Origin of the sequence: Nonomuraea sp. NPDC049158 (genome assembly GCF_040648335.1) — a bacterium.
Taxonomy (GTDB): domain Bacteria; phylum Actinomycetota; class Actinomycetes; order Streptosporangiales; family Streptosporangiaceae; genus Nonomuraea.
In genome coordinates, this window is the sequence record NZ_JBEZDM010000005.1 from 197,266 (window position 1) to 219,571 (window position 22,306).

The window sequence follows — 22,306 nt, forward strand, 5'->3', positions numbered from 1 at the left end:
AGGGCACATAGTGATTTCCGCGGGGGGATTCGGCGGGGAGGTGGCGAACAGCACCCCCGCCGCCGCCGCGAGGCTACCCAGCACAACGAGGACGCCGAAGACTATCTTCGTGACCCTTGGTGAAAAGCTCCTCACATTTCGATATCACAGCACATATCGGGACTTCCTATACCTATTTCCCGGAAAGCGCTGCCCAAGCGTCAGAGACGATCTCCCGCAGAGAAGGGCGCTCGGCCTTCCAGCCCAGCTCACGCTGGATCTTCTCGGACGAGGCGACCAGTACGGCCGGGTCGCCCGCCCGGCGCGGCCCCACGACGGCGGGGATGTCGTGGCCGGTGACCTCGCGGCAGACCGAGATCACCTCCTGGACGGAGAAGCCGGCGCCACTGCCCAGGTTGTAGATCTTGTGCTCCCCGGGGGTGAGCGCCTCCAGTGCCAGCAGGTGGGCGACCGCCAGATCGGCCACATGGACGTAGTCGCGCACGCACGTGCCGTCGGCGGTCGGGTAGTCGGTGCCGAACACGCTGACCGACTCGCGCTCGCCGGTGGCCACCTTGAGGACGTTAGGGATGAGATGGGTCTCAATGGTGTGCCGCTCGCGGAAGCGGCCGTACGCGCCGGCCACGTTGAAGTAGCGCAGGCTCACCGCCCCGAGCCCGTGCAGGCCCGCGTAGGCGGTCAGGGCGGTGTCGACGGCCAGCTTCGAGGCGCCGTACGGATTGGTGGGCCGTGTCGGGTCGCTCTCCAGGATGGGGGAGCGCTCGGGCTCGCCGTACGTGGCCGCGGTCGAGGAGAACACGATCCCGCGCACGCCCCGCTCCCGCATCGCGTCGAGCAGCGCCAGCGTGCCGCCGAGGTTGTGCGACCAGTAGAGGCCGGGCTTCTCCACCGACTCGCCGACCAGTGACTTGGCCGCGAAGTGCAGCACCGCCTCCACGCCCGCCAACGCCTCGTGGGCCTCGGTGATGGACCCGCGGACGAATCGCGCCCCCTCGGGCACGGCGTCCTCGTGGCCGGTCGACAGGTCGTCGAGCACGGTCACCTCGTGGCCCGCCTCGACGAGCTGCGCCGCGACGACGCTGCCCACGTATCCGGCGCCTCCGGTGACCAGCAATCTCATGTTTGCTCCTGTGGCTATATGTTTAATTTTGTCGGGCTCGGTGTTCAGCATACGCGGGAAACGTGCCGAGTACGCTGCCAACCACCATGTTTGACACCCTCGCGGCCAATATCGCGCTGGTCCTTCTGTTCATCCTCGTCGGCGGCTTCTTCGCCGCGGCCGAGATGGCGATGGTCTCCCTGCGGGAGAGCCAGGTGCGCAAGCTCGCTCAGAAGGGGCGCCGCGGCGAGCGGGTCGCCAAGCTCGCCCAGGACCCCAACCGCTTCCTGTCCGCCGTGCAGATCGGGGTGACCGTCGCCACCATGCTGTCGGCCGCGTTCGGCGCCGACCGGCTCGGCATGCAGTTCGTGCCCGTGCTCGAACGCTGGAACGTGCCCCACGCCGTCGCCCCCGTACTCGCGCTGGTGCTGGTGACGCTCGCCATCTCGTACGTCTCTCTCGTGCTCGGCGAGCTGGCGCCCAAACGCCTGGCCCTGCAGCGGGCCGAGGGGCTCTCGCTGGTCGTGGCGCCCTTCCTCGACCGCGTCGCCATGCTGTCGCGCCCGATCATCTGGGCGCTGTCGAAGTCGACCGACGGCGTGGTCAAGCTGCTCGGCGGCAACCCGCAGGCCGACCGGGAGGAGGTCACCACCGAGGAACTGCGCGACATGGTCGTCGGGCACACCGACCTGACCGCCGACGAGCGCAAGCTGATCGCGGAGGTGTTCGCCGCCGGCAAGCGACAGCTCCGCGAGGTCATGCTGCCCCGCACCGAGGTGGAGTTCATGGAGGCCGACACCACACTGGCGGAGGCGGCGGTGCTGGCCTCGGGGCTGCCGCACTCGCGGTTTCCCGTCTACCGCGAGTCGTATGACGAGGTCATCGGGTTCGTGCACGTCAGGGACCTGCTCGACCCGGTGCTCACCGGCCGGATCGAGCCGATCAGCGAGCTGGTGCCGATCCGGCCGGTCAAGTTCGTACCGGCCTCCAAGCGCCTGCTCACCACGCTCTCGGAGATGCGCGACGAGGGCCACCACCTGGCCATCGTGGTCGACGAGTACGGCGGGACGGCCGGCATCGTCACCCTGGAGGACCTGGTCGAAGAGCTCATCGGCGACATCAGGGACGAGTACGACGTCGAGGGCGACACCGTGGTCCTCCCGGCGGGCGAGATGGAGATCGACGGCCTGACGAACCTCAACGACTTCGCCGCCCAGACCGGCATCCGGCTGACCGACGGTCCGTACGAGACGCTCGGCGGGTTCGTGATGTCCATGCTCGGCCATGTGGCCGCCGTCGGGGAGATGGTGGAGGTGCCCGGCTTCGAGCTGACCGTCATCGAGCTCGACGGACGCCGTATCGCCAGGGTGAGGGTGCAGCGCCGTCCGGCGGTCGAGTCGCCGCCCGAGCTGGATTCCTGACACAATTGGCTGCTATGGCCAGACCTCGTGTCCTCTCCGGCATCCAGCCCACCGCAGACTCCTTCCACCTGGGCAACTACCTGGGTGCGGTCCGCCAATGGGTGACGCTGCAGGAGACTCATGACGCCTTCTACTGCGTCGTCGACCTCCACGCGATCACGGTGCCGACCGAGCCCGCCGCGCTGCGCCGCCGCACCCGTGTGGCCGCCGCGCAGCTGTTCGCCGCCGGGCTCGATCCCGAGCGCTCGACCGTGTTCGTCCAGTCGCACGTGCGCGAGCACAGCGAGCTGGCCTGGATCCTCATCTGCCTGACGGGCATGGGCGAGGCGGCCAGGATGACGCAGTTCAAGGACAAGTCAGCCAAGTTCGGGGAGAACGCGGCCAGCGTCGGGCTCTTCACCTACCCGGTGCTCCAAGCCGCCGACATCCTGCTTTATCAGGCCAACAGCGTGCCGGTCGGCGCCGACCAGAAGCAGCACCTGGAGCTCACCCGCGACCTCGGCCAGCGCTTCAACCACCGCTTCGGCGACACCTTCACCCTCCCCGAGCCGTACATCCTCAAGGAGGTCGAGAAGATCACCGACCTCCAGGACCCGACGGCCAAGATGTCCAAGTCCTCCTCCAGCCCGGCCGGCATCCTCGACGTCCTGGAGCAGCCGGGACCGCTGCGCAAGAAGGTCATGCGCGCGGTCACGGACACCGGCTCGGAGGTCCTGTTCGACGAGGACGACAAGCCCGGCATCTCCAACCTGCTGCGCATCCTGTCCGCGCTCACGGCCACGCCGATCCCCGACCTGGTCGCGCGTTACGAGGGCCAGGGCTACGGGACGTTCAAGAAGGACGTGGCGGAGGCCGTCGTGGAGACGTTCACGCCCATCCGGGAGCGCACGGAGAAGCTGCTGGCCGACGAGGCGGAGCTGGACCGGCTGCTGGCCATCGGCGCCGAGCGGGCCGGCGCCGTGGCCCGCCAGACCATGGCCGAGGTCCGCGACCGGGTCGGCTTCCTGCCCCGCCTCTGACCTGCGCGGACGCCGAATGGATCTTCGGCAGATCTAAAGGCGCCGCTTCGGCAGATCTAAAGGCAAAGGCACGGCAGATTTAAAGGCGGAGCTTCGGCAGATCTAAAGGCCGGGCTAGGGTGGACCCATGAGGGAAGCGGTCGACTACCTGCCCCGGCGTGCGGCTTCTCTGGTGTACGACGCACTTGAGGACACCCGTGTCGTCGTCGTCAATGGTGCTCGCCAGGTCGGTAAGAGCACCCTTGCCGAGCGGGTGCTGCGCCATGTCCCCGGCAGCGTCGCCCGCTTCCTGGACGATCCCGTCACTCGCCTGGCGGCGAATGAGGATCCAGTCCGTTTCGTGAGTCATGACGGCTTGATGCTCATCGATGAGGTGCAGCGGGTTCCCGATCTCTGGCTCGCCATCAAGCACGTGGTGGATCGCGACCCGCGCCCTGGACGATTCCTGCTCACCGGATCCGCTCGCCTCCTCGCGCTGCGCAGCCTCCCTGACTCGCTGCCCGGCAGGTCGGAGACCATCGAGCTCTGGCCGCTCTCGCAGGGGGAGATCGACGGCCACGAGGACGGCTTCGTCGACGCGGCGTTCGCGATGGGGGAAGATCTGCGCGCCGAATCGATCGGTCTACGCCGGAAGGACTATCTCGCTCTGGCCGCTCGCGGCGGATACCCAGAAGCGATCAAGCGGACGACCCCTCGGCGTCGCGAACGGTTTTTCGACGGCTATCTCGCGGATTTGATCGCCCGGGACGTGAAACAGGTCGCCGAAATCGAGCGTGCGTCCGACATGCGGCGGTTGGTCGCCTTGCTGGCGGCTCAGACCGGAGGGCTGCTCAATATGAGTCGGCTCGCGAGCGAGCTGGGTCTGTCGAGCCCGACCGTCCGCAGCTACGTGGAGATTCTGGAGACCATCTTCGTGGTCCGTCTCGTGCCGAGCTGGTCGTCGAACGCGACCACGAGAGCTGTGGCCACGCCCAAGGTGATCTTCGTCGACCCTGGCATGGCTGGATACCTCACCAGCGGAAGCGTCGCGGACACCACTCATGGCGGGCTCCTCGAGAACTTCGTGCTGAGTGAGATAACCAAGCAGCTGACCTGGGCCGGTACATCGGCTCGCCTCTATCACTATCGAGACCGGGACCAGTACGAGGTGGACGGGATCATCGAGAACAACGGGGGTCGGATCATTGCCATCGAGGTCAAGGCGGCGGAGACCGTTCGCGGCGACGACTTTCGCGGACTGCGGCTCCTCAAGCGTCGTTTGGGTGATCGCATGCTTGCCGGGTTTGTTCTCTACTGCGGGCCGGAGTCGTTGAGCTTCGGTGACGGGCTCGCCTGCCTCCCGGTCTCCGCTCTTTGGACGACGCGGTCTCCAGCGCAGGCGCCGCTTTCCGGGGATCAGTAGTCAAGACAGGGATCACCAGAGGACGCCGCCGCCCTCTTCGCTGAGGAAGACGCCGGTGGTGGCCTGGCCGGCGATGTAGGTCCGCCCGGCAGGCGGCCGCGGTGACTAGCGGAAGCGGCGGCGGCCCACGGCCAGGAGGACCTCCCGGAGGGCGTCCGCCGCCTTGCGTACCGTTTCCTCAGGGACGCCCGCCATCACCTCTTCGTGGGCCTTTCCCGAGACCTCCAGGGCGGTGTTGGCCAGGCTCAGGCCCTCGGGGGTGAGCTGGACCCAGCGGCTGCGCGCGTCGCCCGCGTTCGCCGCCCGCTCCACGTAGCCGGCTGTCGTGAGGCGCTGCAGGACGTTGCTCGTGCCGCCCGAGGTGAGGTAGAGGCTTTTGGTCAGGTCGCTGGGCTTGAGCTGGTGTGGGGGACCGGTGCGGGCCAGGGCGGCGAGGACGTCGAACTCGGCATAGGTCAGGCCCAGGTCCGCCAGTTCGGCCTTGATCGCCGTCTCGAAGAGCATGTTGAGGCGGGACATGCGCTTGCTCAGTTCGAGGTCGGCGATGAGTGACGACGACAGGCCGGAGTCCTGCCAGCGGGGGACCATCGCGTCGACGTCATCGTGCTTCATGGATCGAGGATACTTGGCGGTATATTGCTTTTTGAAAAGCTTCTTACTAAGCTTTTTGGCATGGCAATAATTTTGATCAAGAACGGGACCGTCGTCGACACCGAGCCGGAGCCGGTCGTGCTCGGGCGGATGGACGTACGGGTCGAGGATGGCCGGATCGCCCAGGTGGGGCCGGACCTGCCCGAGGTGCCGGGGGCGGAGGTCGTCGACGCGACGGGGATGATCGTGCTGCCGGGGTTCGTCGACAGCCACCGGCACACCTGGCAGGCCGGTATCAGGGCGATCGCGCCGGACATCACGTTCGGCGGCTATCTGCAGCGCGTCCTGGGTGAGCTGGCTCCCGGCTACCGGCCTGAGGACGTCTACGCGGGCAACCTGGCCGGCGCGCTGGAGTGCCTGGACGCCGGGATCACCACGTTGCTCGACTGGTCACATGTGCAGTTCACGCCCGAGCACACCGACTCCGCCGTGCGGGCGCTGCGCGAGTCGGGCATCAGGGCGATCTTCGGCTACTGCCACGGCGGGCCGCGCGAGAACCTGCACAAGGAGGGGCACCGGGTCCATGACGAGCACTTCGGCACGGGCGGCCTGGTGACCATGGCGATCGCCGCTCTCGGGCCGGAGATCGTCAGTGAGGACGACGCGCTGGCGGAGTGGCGGCTGGCTCGCGAGCTCGACCTGCCCGTCACCGCGCATCTCGGCGGCCACAGCAGGGAGAGCTCCACCAAGGGGCTCGCGTTCCTGAAGGCCAACGGGCTGCTGGCGCCGCGCACGACATACGTGCACGCCAACCACTACAGCGACGACCAGCTCAAGCTCATCGCCGACAGCGGCGGTGGCGTGTCCGTGTCGCCGATCGACGAGATGGCTCTCGGCATCGGTTACCCGATCAGCGGGCGGGCGCGGGCGGCCGGGATTCCGACCTCGCTCAGCATCGACTCCGTGACGTGCGCGCCCGGTGACATGTTCAGCCTGATGCGGACCGCGTTCGCGCTGGAGCGGGGCCGCCCGGACGGCCAGGGGCTGGGGTTCCGCGCCCGTGACGCGCTGCGGATGGCCACCATCGAAGGCGCCGAGGTGGTGGGGCTGGGTGACACCGTCGGCTCGCTGCGGGTCGGCAAGCAGGCCGACCTCGTGCTGCTGCGTACCGGCACGCTGGGCATGGCGGCCGCGCACGATCCGATCGGCGCGGTGGTGCTCAACGCCGACACCAGCGCCGTCGACACCGTCCTGGTCGGTGGACGGGTGGTCAAGCGGGGCGGCAGGCTGCTGCATCACGATGTCGCGGAGGTGCTCGCCAGACTCGCCGAGTCCGCCCGCGCCGTCACCAGCACGTCGCGCGCGTGACGGCGCGACGCTCGTGACCGCGCGCGTGACTTCGCCATGCGCATGACCGCGCTCGTGACCGCGCTGCGCTCATCACCCGCGCGAAGCTCCTGGCTGCCGGGCTCCGTGGTAGAAGGGCGGTAGTCAGGGCAGGTGCCTGGCGACGGCGGGGCACCTTGGAAGGCGGCGCGCGGCACGGTGTTGACGAAGGTGATGGCACGCGTCGAGTCGGCCAAGGCCCGGAGTGGCCGCGTCGTCGAGTCCTGGCGGGTCCGCCGCCTCTGGATCGACCACCTGATGAGGACCGTGCAGCGCTACCAGCTGCGGTTCGGCGATCGGCTGGCCGGGGCGGTGACCTACTTCGCGTTCCTGTCGTTCTTCCCGCTGGTCGCGCTCGCGTACGCGCTGTTCGGCTACGTCCTGTCGTACGACCAGAACGCCATCAGCACGCTCGAGTCGGCGATCAAGGACCAACTGCCCGGACTCGCCGACCAGATCGACCTCCAGGCCATCGCCCAGGCCAGGGCGACCGCCGGGATCATCGGCCTGGCCGGTCTGCTCTACGCGGGGCTGGGCGCCGTGGACGCGCTGCGTGGGGCGCTGTGGGAGATATCGATGACCACGGTCCCGCCGCCGAACTTCTTCGTCGCCAAGCTGCGCGATCTCGTCTCCCTGCTCCTGCTCGGTGTGACCATGATCGTGTCGGTACTGATCGGCGGGGCCGCGACGCAGGCGACGACCAAGGTCGCGGTGACTCTCGGGCTGGGCAGCGCGCCGGTGACGACCGGCACGCTCTGGCTGGTGGGACTGCTGGCCAGCGTGGCCGCCGACTGGGTGCTGTTCCTGATCGTGCTGGGCTGGGTGGGTCGCGCCACCCAGCCCTTCCGGGTGCTGGCCAGGGGGGCGCTGCTCGGTGCCATCGGGTTCGGGCTGCTCAAGCAGGTCGCGTCGCTGCTGCTCGGGCAGACGCTGAGCAACCCGATCTACGGCGCGTTCGCCGTCATGGTGGGGCTGCTGGTCTGGATCAACTTCTCCGCCAGGTTCGTCCTGTACGTCGCCGCCTGGACCGCCACGGCCGGGCTCTGCCCGCCGCCCGCACCCTCGCCCATCCCGTCGAACACGCCCATGCCGTCGAACGAGGTCACCTGACCTCAGCGAATGGGGTCACCTGGCCTCAGCGTCGCGAGCCATGTCGGGGGCCTCAGCGTCGTGAGCTGCGCCGGCGGCGGATGCCGTAGCCCAGCCAGGTCAGGCCGAACAGCAGCCCACCCCCGATCACGATCGAGCCCACCGTACGGCTGGTGTCCGTCTGTTTCGAGGCGGCCGAGTCGAGCAGTGGCGCCGTCACCGGTGGCGCGGTGACGACCGGTGAGGTGGTCGCCTGCTGCGCGGGCAGTTCGACCGGCAGCGGATCGACCAGCTGACCGACCGCCGTGACCTTGCCCCGGGCGGCGAAGCCCCAGTCGAGCAGGCTCGCCACCTCCTCCCAGAAGTACCCCTCGTGCCGCATGATGGTCACGATGATCGTGTGGCCGCCACGTGTCGCGGCGCCGACGAAGCTGGCCTGGGCTTTGGACGTCCAGCCGTTCTTGACGCCGATCATGCCCTTGTAGCGCCACAGCAGCTTGTTGTGGTTGCTGATCTCGTAGTACTTCTTGGGCGCCGGAAATTTGGCGACCTTCGTACTGATATATCGACGGAAGTCGGGGTTGCCGAGGCCGGCCCGTGCGATGAGTGCCAGGTCGTACGCCGAGCTGCTCTGCCCCGGCTTGTCCAGCCCGCTGGGCGTCTTGGCCACCGTGTCGTTCGCCTGCAGCTGCTTGGCCTCGGCGTTCATGTCGCGCATGGTCTTGGCCAGGCTGCCGTTCGCCTCGGCCAAGGCCATCGCCGCGTCGTTGCCCGACGACATCAGCAGCGCCTTGAACAGGTCGTCGACCTTGTAGAGCGGCTTGGTCGTCAGGCCGACGGCGGTGCCCTCCTGGTCGACGGCGTTCCGGCTGGGCTTGACCGTGAGGTTCTTGTCCAGCTTGGGGATGAGCGTGACCGCGGTGAGCGTCTTGAGCGTGCTGGCCGGTAGGTAGCGCCCATGCGGGTCCTTGGCCGCGAGCACCTCGCCGGTCTCGAGGTCGGCGATCACGTACGAGGTGGCCTTGGACTTCGGCGGTGCCTTGATGCCGGCGGGTCTCACCAAACCGCGGCTGCCCAGCAGCTCCCCGCCGACGGGCTTCGGCGTCGGGGTAGGCGTCGGCGTGGCGTGGGCGGTCCCCGTGAGCGCGACCGTCGCGAGGAGTGCCGTGAGGAGTGCCGAGACGGGCACCGGTTTCATCAGCATGGCGGTCTCAGCGTAGCTTCGTGTCATTGCACATGTGCCGACACATCCCCTGATGATCGGCACCTGATACTAGAGAAGTGGTCATGTCGCGAAAGATCGCCGGATTCCTCATCGTGCTCGGCGTGTTCATGGTGTTCGAGTGGATCAACCTCGGGTTTAACCTGGCAGACGGCCATCCCACGAGCTTCTACGTGGTGCACGGCATCCTGATCGCGGTCAACCTCATACTCGCGATCGTATTGGCCGTCATCGGCTGGAAGGGGCTCCGCAGAGCGCGCGGCGAGTGAGCCGGTGCAGCTCGTCGGCCTCCTCGCGGGAGTCGCCGATCGTGGTGAAGCCGAGCTTGCCGTGTTCGGGGAGCGCCCCGAGCAGGTGGAAGACGTTTCCCGTACGACGGGTGTGATCGAAACCGAGACCGAGGGCCTCGACCATCCGCACGACCTGGCCGGGGGAGCGGCCGCGCAGGCAGCCGGCCGCGCAGTTGTCGGTCGCGGTGTAGTACTTGGGCTGGTCACCGGCCATGAGCAGCCCGGTCCCCGGATCGTAGGAGGCGCCGGTGGTCAGCACCGCGGCGCCGAAGGGATGCGTGGTGCCGCCGATCCGCAGGTTGACCTCGCACAGCAGCGCCGCGTAGCCGGCGTCGGTCTCCAGCGCGAAGAAGTCCATGCCGAACAGTCCCACCACGCCCCGCTCCGCCATGACGCGGGCGATCCGCTCGGCCGACGCGCCCACCTCGGCCCGGTACTCCGGCGCCGCGGGGAACGTACAGCCCTGGTAGACGTCCTGGTTGGCGCCGCCGAGCACCTGGTCGTGGGTGGCGACGACAGCATGCTGGCCGCCGGGCGTGATGCGGGCCAGCGCACTGGGATAGTGCAGCGGGCGGTGCTCGATGAACTCCTCCACGACCGCGCCGCGTTCGCGGATCTTCGCGGTGAAGCTCTTCCAGGTCTCGCCGTACGCGGAGAAGCTCGTCCCCGACAGATCGCCCTTGGGCACGATGGCGTTGCCGAGACCCGAGTAGCCGTCGTTCAGCTTGACCATCACCCGCCGGCCCGGCAGAGCCTCGATCGCGTCCTCGATCTCGGCCAGGGAGTGCAGGTCTCCGAACCCGCGGGCCATCGGCACGCCGGCCTCCTGGCCGACCTCGCGGGAGCCGCTCTTGGAGCCGTAATAGGCGAGCGAGGTGGCCGGGCCGTACACGGGAATGCCCAGCAGCGCGGCGAACTCCTCCTCCAGCTCGCTCAGCACGAACGGCACCATCCACGCGTCGCCGTCGATCGCCTCACGCACCTGCTCGACCATCTCGGGCCGCGAGAGCAGGGTCCTGGTGAGCGGCTGCGAGTGCGGGTCGTCGAGAGTGATCAGCCGCAGCCGTTTGGCGGCGTCCTCCGGATCAGGCAGGAAGCCGAAATAGTAGGCGATGATGTCCGGATCGATGGGCGCGGAGGAGAGGTAGATCACTTTGACGCGGGGCTCGCGGAGCGTGAGGAGGAGGAAGAGCAGGCGCTCCTCGTAACATCTCGCACCGGTGATGCGGCGCAGTTCGTCCTGCGGAAGGGAGAGCGAGGGTACGACCACCAGGGTCCCCTCGCTCGGCTCGAAGATGCTCAACCCGGCATACTTCTCCCCGAACGGGATTTTAGTGATCATATTGCGAGTGAAACACGCATTCTACGCGAAAGCATCCATCGTCGGAGTGTCATGACCATGACGGGAGGTGACAGGATTGGAAAGCGCAGACCACGTTTGGAAGTCGTGTCCACGGGTCACCATCTAATGATCCCTTGTGACTATTTTCCGGGTCATCTGCGCCTTCACTCAGTGTGACGACCTGCGGTTACGGGCATGCAGCCGCCTGGCTTTCGGGGTTTCTGTCGGCGCGAAGCCACACGCAAGAGATAAAGTTGGAACATCGCCTTCGGGTTCATGGCCGACCGCCGTGTTTCCGCAGTGGGTTGTCCTCAGGAGGGGATCACAACCCCGTGCTGACGATCTCTGGCACCGAAACCTGTGGGTGCGGCATTTTCGCCGGACGGCTGCTCTGACCGGACAGCCGACCGCAGCGAGGCCAAAGGACGATTTACGGCGCTATAAGCCGTGTGACTTCGGGCAGTTGACGATCACATGGCGATTGGACGGGACGGTGACTCATGCGGGGACGTGAGCTTCGGGGGGAACTCGACGCGTTCCTGACGGAGACCGATCAGGAGTTGGTGGCATTCCGCCGCGACTTGCACATGCATCCTGAGCTGGCCTTCGCTGAATATCGCACGACTCAGCGCATCGCCGAGCGGCTCACCGCCGCCGGTCTGGTGCCGTCGGTGCTGCCTCGCGGCACCGGCCTGATCTGCGACGTGGGCAGCGGAGACGGCCCCACGGTCGCGCTGCGGGCCGACATCGACGCGCTGCCGCTGCACGACGAGAAAGACGTGCCCTACCGCTCGACCGTCCCGGGCGCCTGCCACGCGTGCGGCCACGACGTGCACACCACGATCCTGCTCGGCACCTCGATCTTCCTCGCCCAGCAGGCCGCCGCGGGCCTGCTGCCCGGCCGGGTCCGCCTGATCTTCCAGCCCGCCGAGGAGCTGCCCGGCGGCGCGCTCGAGGTCATGGCGCACGGCGGCATCAGCGGCGTGGAGCGCATCTTCGGCCTCCACTGCGACCCGCGCGTCGACCTCGGCCACGTCGGGCTCAAGCCCGGCCCGATCACCTCCGCCTGCGACAAGCTGGCCATCAGGGTGTCGGGTCCCGGCGGCCACACGGCCCGCCCGCACCTCACCGCCGACCTGGTCTTCGCCCTCGCCAAGATCCTCACCGAACTGCCCGCCGCGCTCTCACGCCGGGTGGACCCGCGCTCCTCGCTCAGCCTGGTCTGGGGCAAGGTCCAGGCCGGTTCCGCGGCCAACGCGATCCCCGACGACGGCGTGGCCGAGGGGACCGTGCGCTGCCTCGACGAGAACGCCTGGCACGCGGCGCCCGACCTGATCAAGTCGCTGCTGGAGTCGGTCGCCGGGGCGTACGGGATCGACGCGACGATGGAATACACGCGCGGGGTGCCGCCCGTCGTCAACGACGAGATGAGCGTCGACATGCTGGCCGAGGCGGTCGAGCGGGCGCTGGGGCCGGGCGCGGTGGTGCCCACGCAGCAGTCGCTCGGCGGCGAGGACTTCGCCTGGTACCTCGAGTCGATCCCGGGAGCGCTGGCCCGGCTCGGCACGCGCACGCCGGGTGGCGTGACGTACGACATCCACCAGGGGACGTTCGACATCGACGAGGCGGCGATCGGCATGGGCGTCCGCCTCATGGCCGCGACAGCCCTCACTGCGCTCTGGGAGCCGGTTGTCGACTCTGTTCTCGCCTGATTTTTTCTTTTACGGCAAGCATGGGCCAGCCCCACCCTTCCGGGCGGGGCTGGCCTCTGTCCAGGGAAACGCTCCTCCGGTTTACCGGGTTGAGCGCCGTGACGTGCGCATACTTGACCCCGGCCGCCCTATGGCCGGACCACCGGCAGGATCAAGGATGACCTGGCCGGGTTGACGGTGAATTTCGAGCCCTCCGGGTACCGGAGGGTGTAGTCCCGGTCCGTTGACGTGATGATCAGGCCGATCTTGTGGCCCTGGTCGAACCGGTAGTCCTTTGGCTGGAAGTCCCAGGTGAAGGTGTATTCCTGGGCGGGCCTGACGCTCTCTGTCCTCGCCGGGTCGTGGCGGTTCCTGATGTCCAGCCAGCCCCTTGAGACGATCTTGTAGGGTGTGGTGGCCGTGCCCAGCCTGCGCAATGCCGTGCAGCCCGTGTCGCCTGGGACGCCTTCCCCGTAGCAGAGGGTTTCGCCTGTTGGGACCAGGGTTCCGTCTGCTCTGGTGCCTGTGCCGTAGTCGACCAGCAGGGCCGTCAAATACGGCGATGAGCCGCCATCGCGGGCCGCTCGCAGCGAGATCGTCGGGGTGCCGGAGATCCGGACCGCGGCCGGCAGCTCCGGTGTCAGGTAGGCCAGACGGTTGGGATCCGCGGCCGGGGCCGCCTCCACCAGTTGTTCGGCCGTCCGCGACTTCTGGTCGACGAAGGACTCGCGGGCCGCGTACTGCGGGAAGACGTTCAGCTTCGAGCCGGAGCCGAGGTGCAGGGCCACTGGCTTGGTGGCCGGAAGCGGCCACGATGCGTGAGTGCCCCACTCGCCGGGGGCGATTTCGACGTCCGCCTGCGGCTCACGCATGATGCCGCTGTCGATGCCGTACAGCCAGTAGTCGAACCACCCGTGCAGTTGCCGCAGCCATTCGACGGTGCGCAGGTTGAAGGGGTTCATGTGGGTGCCCTGGTGCAGCCAGATCTTGCGCGGCACGTGGCGCTTGGACAGGGCGTACCACCACTGGGCGAACTGCTTGGTCTTGACGTTCCAGTCGTTGAGGCCGTGCACGACGAAGACGCTGGCCCTGACCTTGTCGACGTCGTTGAGGTAGTTGCGGGCGTTCCAGAAGCGGCTGTAGTCGCCGCTCACCCGGTCCTGCGTCGCCGTCAGGTAGTCCATGACGGGCCCGCACACCTTCTGCCCGTCGGCGCGGGTGAGCACGTACTTGGCCAGCACGTCCGCGTCCTCGCCCTGGAAGCCGCCCGCCGCCAGCACGCCGCCGTTGGCCCGGTAGTAGTCGTACCAGGAGGAGATCGCGGCGATGGGCACGATCGTCTTCAGTCCCTTGACGCCCGTCGAGGCGACCGCGTTGGGCAGCGTGCCGTTGTAGGAGACGCCGATCATGCCCACGTTTCCGGTCGACCAGGTGGCCGAGACGGGCGCGCCCTCCGGGGTGAACCCCTTCGCGCGGCCGTTCAGCCAGTCGATCGCGGCCTTCGGGCCGGCCGTCTCGTTGCGGTCTCCGGTGGTGGGGCAGCCGGTGGCGCGGCCGCTGCCCAGGTTCTCCACCAGCGCGATCGCGTAGCCGCGGGGCAGGAAGTAGTTGTCGTAGTAGCCGTCGAACGGCTCGGCCGCCAGCTTGTTCGCGAACGAGCGCAGGGTCGGTAGCGGGTTGCCGTTCTCGTCCACGTCCACCACGTGGTTCGGCACGTCGTTGCCGCCCGCGTAGTAGGGGCTGGCCTCCATGATGACCGGGACCTTCAGCCCCTCGTCGGTCTCCTTCGGGCGCAGGATGTCCACGGCGACGCGGTCCGGCAGGCCGTCGCTGTCGCTGTCGGTTCCGGCGACCTCGACGTACACCGTCTGCTTGACGGCGTCGGCGCGGGAGAAGACGGGCTGGGTGGCGTTGTTCTCGATCTTGATCGCCGGGGCCGCGGCCGGGGCGGTCGGTGTATCCGCTGTGGCGGGCGCCGCGCCCATGGCCGCGATGAGGACCGCGGCCATGGGCATGATCATGGCCTTCCAAGGATGCATGTCGGGCTCCAGGATGAAAATCCACCGTTGATCAGGAATCTCTGCCATGATCGACCTGACGGCAAGGGCCCCCCGGTGTCCAAAGTTGGGTAAAGCTTCCCGAGCCGGTCCTCGGACCGCATCCGCAGATTCAGGTCACGGACACGAGTGATGTCGATAACGGAGCGGTTGCGACCCTGTGCGCCGGTTTTGTCCGCCCTGGTCAACCAACTATCTTCCGTGCAGGGTTGCCGTACATTTCTTCGCGCCTGCGACGAAGTTTGACGGCGGGGAAATGGAAAGGAGTCGCCTTGCTCAGCAAGCGATTCGGCAGGATGGCGGCCGGTTCGATAGCGGGTGCCATGCTGATGGCGGCCGCGGCCTGTGGCGGCAGCGGCGGCACGGGAAGCGACGCCACGTCCAGCGCGGCGCCGACCTCCGGGGCCAGCAGTGAGGCGCCGAAGTCCGGCGCCCTCAAGGTCGGCCTCGCTTTCGACGTCGGCGGCCGTGGCGACAAGTCCTTCAATGACGCCGCCTACGCGGGCCTGGAGAAGGCCAAGACGGACCTCAAGGCCGACATCAAGGAGCTGAGTCCCGCGGCCGACGGCTCCAACCGCGGCGAGCTCCTCCGCCAGCTGGCCGACGCGGGCTACAACCCGATCATCGGCGTCGGCTTCGCCTACGGCGACGACATCAAGAAGACGGCCGAGGAATACCCGGAGATCCAGTTCGCGGTCGTCGACTCCGCCTCGAACGCGGCCAACGTCACCGGCCTGCTGTTCGCCGAGGAGCAGGGCTCCTACCTGGCGGGTGTCGCCGCGGCGACCAAGGCCAAGAGCGGCCACGTCGGCTTCGTCGGCGGTGTCGAGAACGACCTGATCAAGAAGTTCCAGGCGGGCTTCGAGGCCGGTGTGAAGTCGGTCAAGAAGGACGCCAAGATCGACGTCAAGTACCTCAGCCCCGACGGTGACTTCAGCGGCTTCAAGGCCCCCGACAAGGGCAAGGTCGCGGCCGAGAAGATGTACCAGGACGGGGCGGAGATCGTCTACCACGCCGCCGGCGACTCGGGCCTGGGCGTGTTCCAGGCGGCGGCCGCGGCCAAGAAGAAGGCCATCGGCGTCGACTCCGACCAGCGCCAGACGGTCAAGGAGAGCGACCTGCAGTCGGTCATCATGACCTCCATGCTCAAGCGCGTGGACGTCGGCGTGTTCGAGTTCGTCAAGGCGTTCCAGGGCGGCGCCAAGGGTGGCAGCAACACCATCTACGACCTCAAGGTCGACGGCGTGGGCCTGGCCACCACCGGTGGCGAGATCGACGACATCAAGGACAAGCTGGACGCCGCGAAGCAGGACATCATCGACGGCAAAATCACGGTTCCGTCCAAGCCGTAATTGAGGTAGGAACGTTGACCGAGGGCCCGGAGTCCAGACCGACCCCGGGCCTTCGGCCTATCCGCTCTTGGAGACACCAGTGAGCGGAGCGATTGAGGAGCGGTGAGCGATCTGTGAACGCCGACACCCTCGCCGCGGTGCAACCCGCCGTCGAGCTGGAGGGCATCACCAAACGCTTCCCCGGCGTCGTCGCCAACCATGACATCCGCATCACCGTCGAACCCGGCACGGTGCACGCGATCGTGGGGGAGAACGGCGCGGGCAAGTCCACCCTGATGAAGATCCTCTACGGCATGCAGAAGCCGGACGAGGGCACGATCAAGGTGAACGGTGTGGAAGTGGCCTTCCGCACGCCGAGCGACGCCATCAACGCGGGCATCGGCATGGTCCACCAGCACTTCATGCTGGCCGACAACTTCACCGTGCTGGAGAACATCGTCCTCGGCGCCGAGCCGAAGAAGGGCGGCCGGCTCGACTCCGCCGGGGCCCGCGCGCGCATCAGCGAGCTGGCCGCCGGCCATGGCCTGCGGGTGGATCCCGACCGGCTGGTGGAGGATCTCGGCGTCGGTGACCGGCAGCGAGTGGAGATCCTCAAGGTCCTCTACCGTGGCGCGCGCATCCTGATCCTCGACGAGCCGACCGCGGTGCTCGTACCCCAGGAGGTCGACGAGCTCTTCGACAACCTGCGCGAGCTCAAGGCCGAGGGGCTGACGGTCATCTTCATCTCCCACAAGCTCGACGAGGTGCTCAGCATCGCCGACGCGATCACCGTGATCCGGCGCGGCACCACGGTCGCCAGCGTCGACCCCGCCGATGTCACGGCGCGGCAGCTGGCCGAGCTCATGGTCGGCAGCGAGCTGCCCACGCCCGAGACCCGCGAGTCCACGGTGACCGACGAGCCGGCGCTGACGGTGTCCGGGCTGACCATGGAGGCCGACGGCTTCCGCCCGGTGCCCAAGGGCGCCTCGATCCCCCTGTACGTGGAGAAACTCCGCGCGGAGGGCCGCCGGCTGCTCCTCGACGACGTGTCGTTCGAGATCCACAAGGGCGAGATCCTGGGCATCGCCGGGGTTGAGGGCAACGGCCAGTCCGAGCTGATCGAGGCCATCATGGGCATGCGGCCCGTGCACGGCGACATCTCGCTCGACGGCGCCGACATCAGCACCTGGTCCACCCTCAAACGCCGCGAGTCGGGCATCGGCTACATCCCCGAGGATCGCCACCGCCAAGGTCTGCTGCTGGAGGCCTCGCTCTGGGAGAACCGGGTGCTCGGCCACCAGACCAGACCGCCCGCGCGCAAGGGCATCTGGGTCAACCGGCGCGCCTCCAAGGCCGACACCGAACGCATCGTCAAGGACTACGACGTCCGCACACCGAGCGTCGACACGCTGGCGCTGGCCCTGTCGGGCGGCAACCAGCAGAAGCTGATCGTCGGGCGGGAGATGAGCGGCGAGCCGAAGTTCCTCATCGCCGCACACCCCACCCGCGGCGTCGACGTGGGCGCCCAGGCCGCGATCTGGGACCACCTACGCAACGCCAGGGCCGCGGGCCTGGCCGTACTCCTGATCTCGGCCGACCTCGACGAGCTCATCGGCCTGTCCGACACGCTGCGGGTGATCTACGGCGGGCGGCTCGTCGCCCGCCTCGACCCGTCCGACGTCACACCCGAGCGGTTGGGCGGCTACATGACCGGCGCCATCACCAGCACTGAGGAGACGTGATGCCCGCCGGGCTCTACCGGGCGCTACTGACCGTCGCCGGCGCCATCGCGGCCATCATCCTGGCGATCCTGATCTCCAGCGTCGCGATCATCGCGGCCGGGGCCAGCCCCGAGGCCGCGTTCGCCGCCTTCTTCGACTTCGGCGAGACCGAGCGGGCGGTGGTCAACGGCATCACGACCATGCTCAACCGGGCCGTGCCGCTGTACATCGCGGGCCTGGCCGTGGCCGTCGGCTTCCGCATGAACCTCTTCAACATCGGCGTCGAGGGCCAATACCGCATCGCGGCCATCTGCGCCGCGTACGTCGGCTCCACGTTCGTGGCGCCCGCCTGGATCCAGATCCCGGTGATCATCGTGGTGGCGATGGTCGTGGGCGGTTTCTACGCGCTGATCCCCGCCGTGATGAAGGTGACGAGGGGGGTGAACGAGGTCATCTCCACGATCATGCTGAACTACATCGCGATCAACCTGGCCGCCTTCCTCGTCCGCGGTCCCTTCACGGGGGAGCGCGCCAAGGGCGTGCTCACCACCACGACGCCCGCGCTGCCCGAGTCGGCCTGGTTCCCCAACCTCAACGTCCTGTTCGAGATGTTCAGGCTGCCCGCGCCCCGTGGCGGCGGTCTGTGGGGCTTCCTCCTGGTGGCCGTCCTGCTGGGCATCGGGCTCTGGGTGCTGCTGGAGCGGACCCGGTTCGGCTTCGAGGTCAAGGCCAGCGGCCTCAACGCCTCGGCCGCGCTGGCCTCCGGCGTCAGCCCGAAGAAGATGGTCATCTCCGCGATGGTGCTCTCCGGCGCGATCGCCGGGCTGATCGGCATGCCGGAGATCCTCGGCGACAAGCACTCCTTCGGCTCCAACTTCACTCCGGGCCTGGGCTTCCTGGGCATCGCCGTGGCGTTGCTCGGCCGGAACAAACCTGGTGGCATCGCGATCGCGGCGCTGCTGTTCGGCTTCCTGGACCGGGCGCAGGGTCCGCTGCAGTTCGCCGACGTGCCGCCGTCGGTCATCATGATCATGCAGGGCACGATCGTGCTGCTGGTGGTCATCGCCAACGAGATCACCGGCAGGATCGCGCTGCGGCGCGAGGAACGGCGGGCCGCTCAGCAGCTCGGCAGGAACACTCCCGTTGAGGTGACAGCATGACAAAGGTCAGCCGGTATCACCTGGCGCTCATCGGCGTGGCCGTGCTCATTCTGGTCATGTCGGTGGTCCGCGTCGTCTCCGGGCAAAACGACATCACCTCGTCCGGCACGTTCAACGCCGCCCTGCTGCTGGCGGTGCCGATCGGCCTGGCCGGGCTGGGCGGTCTCTGGGCCGAGCGGGCGGGCGTGGTCAACATCGGCCTCGAAGGCATGATGGTGCTCGGCACCTGGTTCGCCGGCTGGGCCGGATACCAGTGGGGGTTCATGGCCGCGCTGGTCGCCGGGCTGATCGCGGGCGCGCTCGGCGGGCTGATCCACGCGGTCGCGACCGTGACGTTCGGCGTCGACCACATCATCAGCGGCGTCGCCATCAACCTGCTCGGCCCCGGCATCACCCGCTTCCTGTCGGAGGTCCTCTACGGAGAGGGCACCCGCGCGGCCGCGGCGGGCGCGGGCATCACCACCTCGCCGGCCATGTCGTCGGAGGCGCCCGAGCCCAGCCTGCCGCTGTTCTCGTCGGGCCCCGACTGGCTCGGCAGCCTGGAGCGCACCCACTGGTTCCTGATCTCCGACGTCGCGGGCATCCTGCGCGGGCTCACCCACGAGGTGAACGTGCTGGTCATCCTGGCCGTGCTGCTGCTCCCGCTGACCTTTTTCGTGCTCTGGCACACGGCGTTCGGCGTGCGGCTGCGCTCGGCGGGCGAGAACCCGTGGGCGGCCGAGTCGCTGGGCGTGAACGTCTACCTGATCAAGTACGTGGCCGTCGTCATCTCCGGCGCGTTCGCCGGGCTCGGCGGCGTGTTCCTGGTCTTCATCTCCACCAAGTACGTCGAGGGCCAGACGGCCGGCCGCGGGTTCATCGGCCTGGCCGCCATGATCTTCGGCAACTGGCGGCCCGGCGGGCTGGCCGCGGGCGCCTCGCTGTTCGGCTACGCCAGCGGCCTGCAGTTGCGCAGCTCCGGGGCCGTGACGGCGTTCTTCCTGTTCGGCGCCATCCTGCTGCTCATCTACATCGGCACCAAGGTGCGCGCGCTGCTGTCGTCCGGCCAGCCGGCGGAGATGGTCACCAGGGGCGCCAGGGAGTACAACCTGATCGCGGCGGCCGCCGCGGGCACGATCGTGCTGATCTGGCTGTGGCTGACCGTCGACAAGTTGCCGAACGAATTCGTCTTCATCACACCACACGTGCTCACGCTGCTCGTGCTCCTGGTGGCTTCGCAGCGACTGCGGATGCCCAAGGCCGACGGCGTGCGCTATCGCCGGGGGGAACAGCATTGAACGTCGACTGGGACGGCCTGCGCACGGAGGCCGTCGAGGCCATGCACAACGCGTACGCGCCCTACTCCAAGTTTCCCGTCGGCGCGGCGGCGCTGGTGGACGACGGCCGCGTCATCACCGGCTGCAACGTCGAGAACGCCTCCTACGGCCTGGGCCTGTGCGCCGAGTGCGGCCTGGTCTCGGCGCTGCACTCCTCGGGCGGCGGCCGGCTGGTGGCCTTCACCTGCGTGGACGGCCACGGTGAGCTGCTGATGCCGTGCGGGCGTTGCCGGCAGCTGCTCTTCGAGTTCGGCGGCGAGGAGCTGCTGGTCGAGACCGTGGACGGGCCGAAGCGGATGGCCGAGATCCTGCCCTACGCCTTCGGCCCCGACGATCTGTCGAGGTCGGCCTGATGTCCATGGACGTCATCGAAGTCATCGTCGCCAAGCGGGACGGTGGCGAGCTGACGGCCGCCCAGATCGACTGGGTGATCGACGCCTACACCCGCGGCGCGGTCGCCGACGAGCAGATGTCCGCGCTGGCCATGGCCATCCTGCTGAACGGCATGAACCGGCGCGAGATCGCCGGCTGGACGCAGGCGATGATCCGCTCGGGCGAGCGAATGGACTGGTCCGCGCTGGACCGGCCCACCGCCGACAAGCACTCCACCGGCGGCGTCGGCGACAAGATCACGCTGCCGCTCGCCCCGCTGGTGGCCGCGTGCGGCGCCTATGTCCCGCAGCTGTCGGGCCGCGGCCTCGGCCACACGGGCGGCACGCTGGACAAGCTGGAGTCGATCCCCGGCTGGCGGGCCTCGCTGTCCAACGACGAGATGCTCTCGGTGCTGCGCTCGGCGGGCGCGGTCGTCTGCGCCGCCGGCTCGGGCCTGGCCCCCGCCGACAAGAAGCTGTACGCCCTGCGCGACGTCACGGGCACGGTCGAGTCGATCCCGCTCATCGCGTCGTCGATCATGTCGAAGAAGATCGCCGAGGGCACCGGGTCGCTGGTGCTCGACGTCAAGGTGGGCTCGGGCGCGTTCATGAAGACGCCGGAGCGGGCCCGCGAGCTGGCCGAGACGATGGTCGCGCTGGGCACCGACGCGGGCGTGCGCACGGTCGCCCTGCTGACCGCCATGGACCGTCCCCTGGGCCGCGCTGTGGGCAATGCCCTGGAGGTCGAGGAGTCGGTCGAGGTCCTGGCGGGCGGCGGGCCGCCGGACGTCGTGGAGCTGACCGTACGGCTGGCGCGGGAGATGCTGGAGGCGGCCGGGATCTCCGGCCCTGACCCGGCGCGGGCGCTGGCGGACGGCTCGGCCATGGACGCCTGGCGCCGGATGATCACCGCCCAGGGCGGCGACCCGGACGCGATCCTGCCCAGGGCGGCGGAGACCATGGTGGTCGAGGCGCCCGCCTCAGGAGTCCTGTCGCGCCTGGACGCCTATGCCGTCGGCCTGGCCGCCTGGCGGTTGGGGGCGGGGCGGGCTCGTAAGGAGGATCCGGTGTCGTTCGGGGCGGGCATCGTGCTGCATGCCAAGCCGGGTGACCTCGTACGCGAGGGGCAGCCGCTGATGACGCTGCACGCGGACGAGACGGGTCGTTTCGAGCGGGCCTTGGCGGCGCTGCAGGGCGGCTACGAGGTCGGGACAGGCAGCGCCGAGGTGCTGCCTCTGGTGCTCGACCGGATCACGGCCTAGTAGACGGGCGCCGGCGGCGTCGGCGCTCTGTGCCGCAGCCTCAGCGTACGAGGACGGGCGCGTCGGCGAAGATGTCGGCGAGGACGGCGCGCTGCGTCGGGAGAGCCTCCTTGTGGCGCGCTCTCCCCGCCTCGGTGATGCAGACGAAGACGCCACGGCGGTCCTGGTCGCACACCCCCCGCGAGACCAGCTGAGCCTTCTCCAGCCGCGCCACGACCCTGGACAGCGCGCTCTGGCTCAGGTGAACCTCGTCACAGAGCTCCTGGATCCGGAGCTTCTTGTCGTGATGGACGATCCGGTCCAGCACCTCGAACTCGCTCGGCCCCAGGCCGTGCTTGTCACCCAGCTCGCGTTCCAGCGAGCACATCGCCTTGGCGTGTTTCGCCAGGACGTAGTGCCAGGTCCCGACCACGAACTCCTCGTCCATGTCGCGGAGGTTACCACTTCGCTAAAACTGATGCAACGGAATTAAATGCGTTTGCATTAGATGCGGATGCATGTAGTGTACTGACTCATGTCCTCTCACTCATCCCGTT

At 68.4% G+C, this 22,306-nt stretch carries 19 protein-coding genes; 13 read left to right on the forward strand and 6 right to left on the reverse strand.

Features of this window, described 5'->3' with window-relative positions; genetic code table 11:
* Positions 1–172 precede the first annotated feature (172 nt).
* A complete protein-coding gene (galE, locus tag AB0B61_RS13770) occupies positions 173–1,120 on the reverse strand; it encodes a UDP-glucose 4-epimerase GalE (RefSeq protein ID WP_358431617.1) in 948 nt (315 codons plus the stop codon).
* An 86-nt stretch (positions 1,121–1,206) separates the two neighbouring features.
* Here galE and AB0B61_RS13775 point away from each other — a divergent pair, with 86 nt between their 5' ends.
* The 3 genes from AB0B61_RS13775 to AB0B61_RS13785 all read left to right on the forward strand — a co-directional run bounded on the left by AB0B61_RS13775 (position 1,207) and on the right by AB0B61_RS13785 (position 4,941).
* The gene (locus tag AB0B61_RS13775) at positions 1,207–2,520 is read left to right on the forward strand and encodes a hemolysin family protein (RefSeq protein ID WP_358431618.1); all 1,314 of its coding nucleotides are present in this window, start codon (positions 1,207–1,209) and stop codon (positions 2,518–2,520) included.
* 14 nt (positions 2,521–2,534) lie between these two features.
* Positions 2,535–3,539, forward strand: a complete 1,005-nt coding sequence (trpS, locus tag AB0B61_RS13780; protein WP_358431619.1) for a tryptophan--tRNA ligase — start codon at positions 2,535–2,537, stop codon at positions 3,537–3,539.
* A 127-nt stretch (positions 3,540–3,666) separates the two neighbouring features.
* On the forward strand, positions 3,667–4,941 hold the full coding sequence (locus tag AB0B61_RS13785; RefSeq protein ID WP_358431620.1) for an ATP-binding protein: 1,275 nt from the start codon (positions 3,667–3,669) through the stop codon (positions 4,939–4,941).
* A gap of 105 nt (positions 4,942–5,046) precedes the next feature.
* Here AB0B61_RS13785 and AB0B61_RS13790 read toward each other — a convergent pair whose 3' ends face one another.
* Positions 5,047–5,553 carry a MarR family transcriptional regulator gene (locus tag AB0B61_RS13790; protein WP_358431622.1) on the reverse strand — a complete coding sequence of 169 codons (507 nt, stop codon included), beginning with the start codon at positions 5,551–5,553 and terminating at the stop codon, positions 5,047–5,049.
* 60 nt (positions 5,554–5,613) lie between these two features.
* Between AB0B61_RS13790 and AB0B61_RS13795 the strand changes: the two genes are divergently transcribed.
* Positions 5,614–6,900, forward strand: coding sequence for an amidohydrolase family protein (locus tag AB0B61_RS13795; RefSeq protein WP_358431623.1), 1,287 nt, complete (start codon positions 5,614–5,616; stop codon positions 6,898–6,900).
* A gap of 192 nt (positions 6,901–7,092) precedes the next feature.
* Positions 7,093–8,028 (forward strand): YihY/virulence factor BrkB family protein, encoded by a 936-nt coding sequence (locus AB0B61_RS13800; protein WP_358431624.1) that lies wholly within the window; start codon positions 7,093–7,095, stop codon positions 8,026–8,028.
* 52 nt (positions 8,029–8,080) lie between these two features.
* Here the strand turns inward: AB0B61_RS13800 and AB0B61_RS13805 are convergent, their stop codons facing one another.
* Positions 8,081–9,211, reverse strand: a complete 1,131-nt coding sequence (locus tag AB0B61_RS13805; RefSeq protein ID WP_358431625.1) for a D-alanyl-D-alanine carboxypeptidase — start codon at positions 9,209–9,211, stop codon at positions 8,081–8,083.
* A gap of 83 nt (positions 9,212–9,294) precedes the next feature.
* Here AB0B61_RS13805 and AB0B61_RS13810 point away from each other — a divergent pair, with 83 nt between their 5' ends.
* Positions 9,295–9,498, forward strand: coding sequence for a hypothetical protein (locus AB0B61_RS13810; protein WP_358431626.1), 204 nt, complete (start codon positions 9,295–9,297; stop codon positions 9,496–9,498).
* Here the strand turns inward: AB0B61_RS13810 and AB0B61_RS13815 are convergent.
* Positions 9,458–10,861: a peptide ligase PGM1-related protein gene (locus AB0B61_RS13815; protein ID WP_358431627.1), complete on the reverse strand. Its 1,404-nt coding sequence runs from the start codon at positions 10,859–10,861 to the stop codon at positions 9,458–9,460. The genes AB0B61_RS13810 and AB0B61_RS13815 overlap by 41 nt on opposite strands.
* Positions 10,862–11,361: 500 nt before the next feature.
* Between AB0B61_RS13815 and AB0B61_RS13820 the strand changes: the two genes are divergently transcribed.
* Positions 11,362–12,573: a M20 family metallopeptidase gene (locus tag AB0B61_RS13820; protein WP_358431629.1), complete on the forward strand. Its 1,212-nt coding sequence runs from the start codon at positions 11,362–11,364 to the stop codon at positions 12,571–12,573.
* A 128-nt stretch (positions 12,574–12,701) separates the two neighbouring features.
* On the opposite strand, the gene AB0B61_RS13825 is transcribed toward AB0B61_RS13820, so the two are convergent.
* Positions 12,702–14,591, reverse strand: coding sequence for a Xaa-Pro dipeptidyl-peptidase (locus AB0B61_RS13825; RefSeq protein WP_358431630.1), 1,890 nt, complete (start codon positions 14,589–14,591; stop codon positions 12,702–12,704).
* A gap of 290 nt (positions 14,592–14,881) precedes the next feature.
* On the opposite strand from AB0B61_RS13825, the gene AB0B61_RS13830 reads away from it, so the two are divergent.
* From AB0B61_RS13830 to AB0B61_RS13855, 6 genes are all read left to right on the forward strand, one after another.
* Positions 14,882–15,961 carry a BMP family ABC transporter substrate-binding protein gene (locus AB0B61_RS13830; RefSeq protein ID WP_358431632.1) on the forward strand — a complete coding sequence of 360 codons (1,080 nt, stop codon included), beginning with the start codon at positions 14,882–14,884 and terminating at the stop codon, positions 15,959–15,961.
* 113 nt (positions 15,962–16,074) lie between these two features.
* A complete protein-coding gene (locus AB0B61_RS13835) occupies positions 16,075–17,682 on the forward strand; it encodes an ABC transporter ATP-binding protein (RefSeq protein WP_358431633.1) in 1,608 nt (535 codons plus the stop codon).
* A complete protein-coding gene (locus AB0B61_RS13840; RefSeq protein ID WP_358431635.1) occupies positions 17,682–18,821 on the forward strand; it encodes an ABC transporter permease in 1,140 nt (379 codons plus the stop codon). The genes AB0B61_RS13835 and AB0B61_RS13840 overlap by 1 nt, the downstream gene beginning before the upstream one ends.
* On the forward strand, positions 18,818–20,098 hold the full coding sequence (locus AB0B61_RS13845; RefSeq protein WP_358431637.1) for an ABC transporter permease: 1,281 nt from the start codon (positions 18,818–18,820) through the stop codon (positions 20,096–20,098). Before AB0B61_RS13840 ends, AB0B61_RS13845 begins: the two co-directional genes overlap by 4 nt.
* Complete coding sequence (locus AB0B61_RS13850; protein WP_358431638.1) at positions 20,095–20,490, forward strand: cytidine deaminase; 396 nt, start codon at positions 20,095–20,097, stop codon at positions 20,488–20,490. The genes AB0B61_RS13845 and AB0B61_RS13850 overlap by 4 nt, the downstream gene beginning before the upstream one ends.
* A 5-nt stretch (positions 20,491–20,495) precedes the next feature.
* A complete protein-coding gene (locus AB0B61_RS13855) occupies positions 20,496–21,770 on the forward strand; it encodes a thymidine phosphorylase (RefSeq protein WP_358431639.1) in 1,275 nt (424 codons plus the stop codon).
* Between the two features lie 40 nt (positions 21,771–21,810).
* Here the strand turns inward: AB0B61_RS13855 and AB0B61_RS13860 are convergent, their stop codons facing one another.
* A complete protein-coding gene (locus AB0B61_RS13860) occupies positions 21,811–22,197 on the reverse strand; it encodes a MarR family transcriptional regulator (protein ID WP_357650985.1) in 387 nt (128 codons plus the stop codon).
* Between the last annotated feature and the right edge of the window lie 109 nt (positions 22,198–22,306).

Coding starts and splice junctions, on each gene's coding strand:
- galE (WP_358431617.1), bottom strand. CDS start 1,120: ATGAGATTGCTGGTCACCGGAGGCGCCGGATACGTGGGCAGCGTCGTC.
- AB0B61_RS13775 (WP_358431618.1), top strand. CDS start 1,207: ATGTTTGACACCCTCGCGGCCAATATCGCGCTGGTCCTTCTGTTCATC.
- trpS (WP_358431619.1), top strand. CDS start 2,535: ATGGCCAGACCTCGTGTCCTCTCCGGCATCCAGCCCACCGCAGACTCC.
- AB0B61_RS13785 (WP_358431620.1), top strand. CDS start 3,667: ATGAGGGAAGCGGTCGACTACCTGCCCCGGCGTGCGGCTTCTCTGGTG.
- AB0B61_RS13790 (WP_358431622.1), bottom strand. CDS start 5,553: ATGAAGCACGATGACGTCGACGCGATGGTCCCCCGCTGGCAGGACTCC.
- AB0B61_RS13795 (WP_358431623.1), top strand. CDS start 5,614: ATGGCAATAATTTTGATCAAGAACGGGACCGTCGTCGACACCGAGCCG.
- AB0B61_RS13800 (WP_358431624.1), top strand. CDS start 7,093: ATGGCACGCGTCGAGTCGGCCAAGGCCCGGAGTGGCCGCGTCGTCGAG.
- AB0B61_RS13805 (WP_358431625.1), bottom strand. CDS start 9,211: ATGCTGATGAAACCGGTGCCCGTCTCGGCACTCCTCACGGCACTCCTC.
- AB0B61_RS13810 (WP_358431626.1), top strand. CDS start 9,295: ATGTCGCGAAAGATCGCCGGATTCCTCATCGTGCTCGGCGTGTTCATG.
- AB0B61_RS13815 (WP_358431627.1), bottom strand. CDS start 10,861: ATGATCACTAAAATCCCGTTCGGGGAGAAGTATGCCGGGTTGAGCATC.
- AB0B61_RS13820 (WP_358431629.1), top strand. CDS start 11,362: ATGCGGGGACGTGAGCTTCGGGGGGAACTCGACGCGTTCCTGACGGAG.
- AB0B61_RS13825 (WP_358431630.1), bottom strand. CDS start 14,591: ATGCATCCTTGGAAGGCCATGATCATGCCCATGGCCGCGGTCCTCATC.
- AB0B61_RS13840 (WP_358431635.1), top strand. CDS start 17,682: ATGCCCGCCGGGCTCTACCGGGCGCTACTGACCGTCGCCGGCGCCATC.
- AB0B61_RS13845 (WP_358431637.1), top strand. CDS start 18,818: ATGACAAAGGTCAGCCGGTATCACCTGGCGCTCATCGGCGTGGCCGTG.
- AB0B61_RS13855 (WP_358431639.1), top strand. CDS start 20,496: ATGGACGTCATCGAAGTCATCGTCGCCAAGCGGGACGGTGGCGAGCTG.
- AB0B61_RS13860 (WP_357650985.1), bottom strand. CDS start 22,197: ATGGACGAGGAGTTCGTGGTCGGGACCTGGCACTACGTCCTGGCGAAA.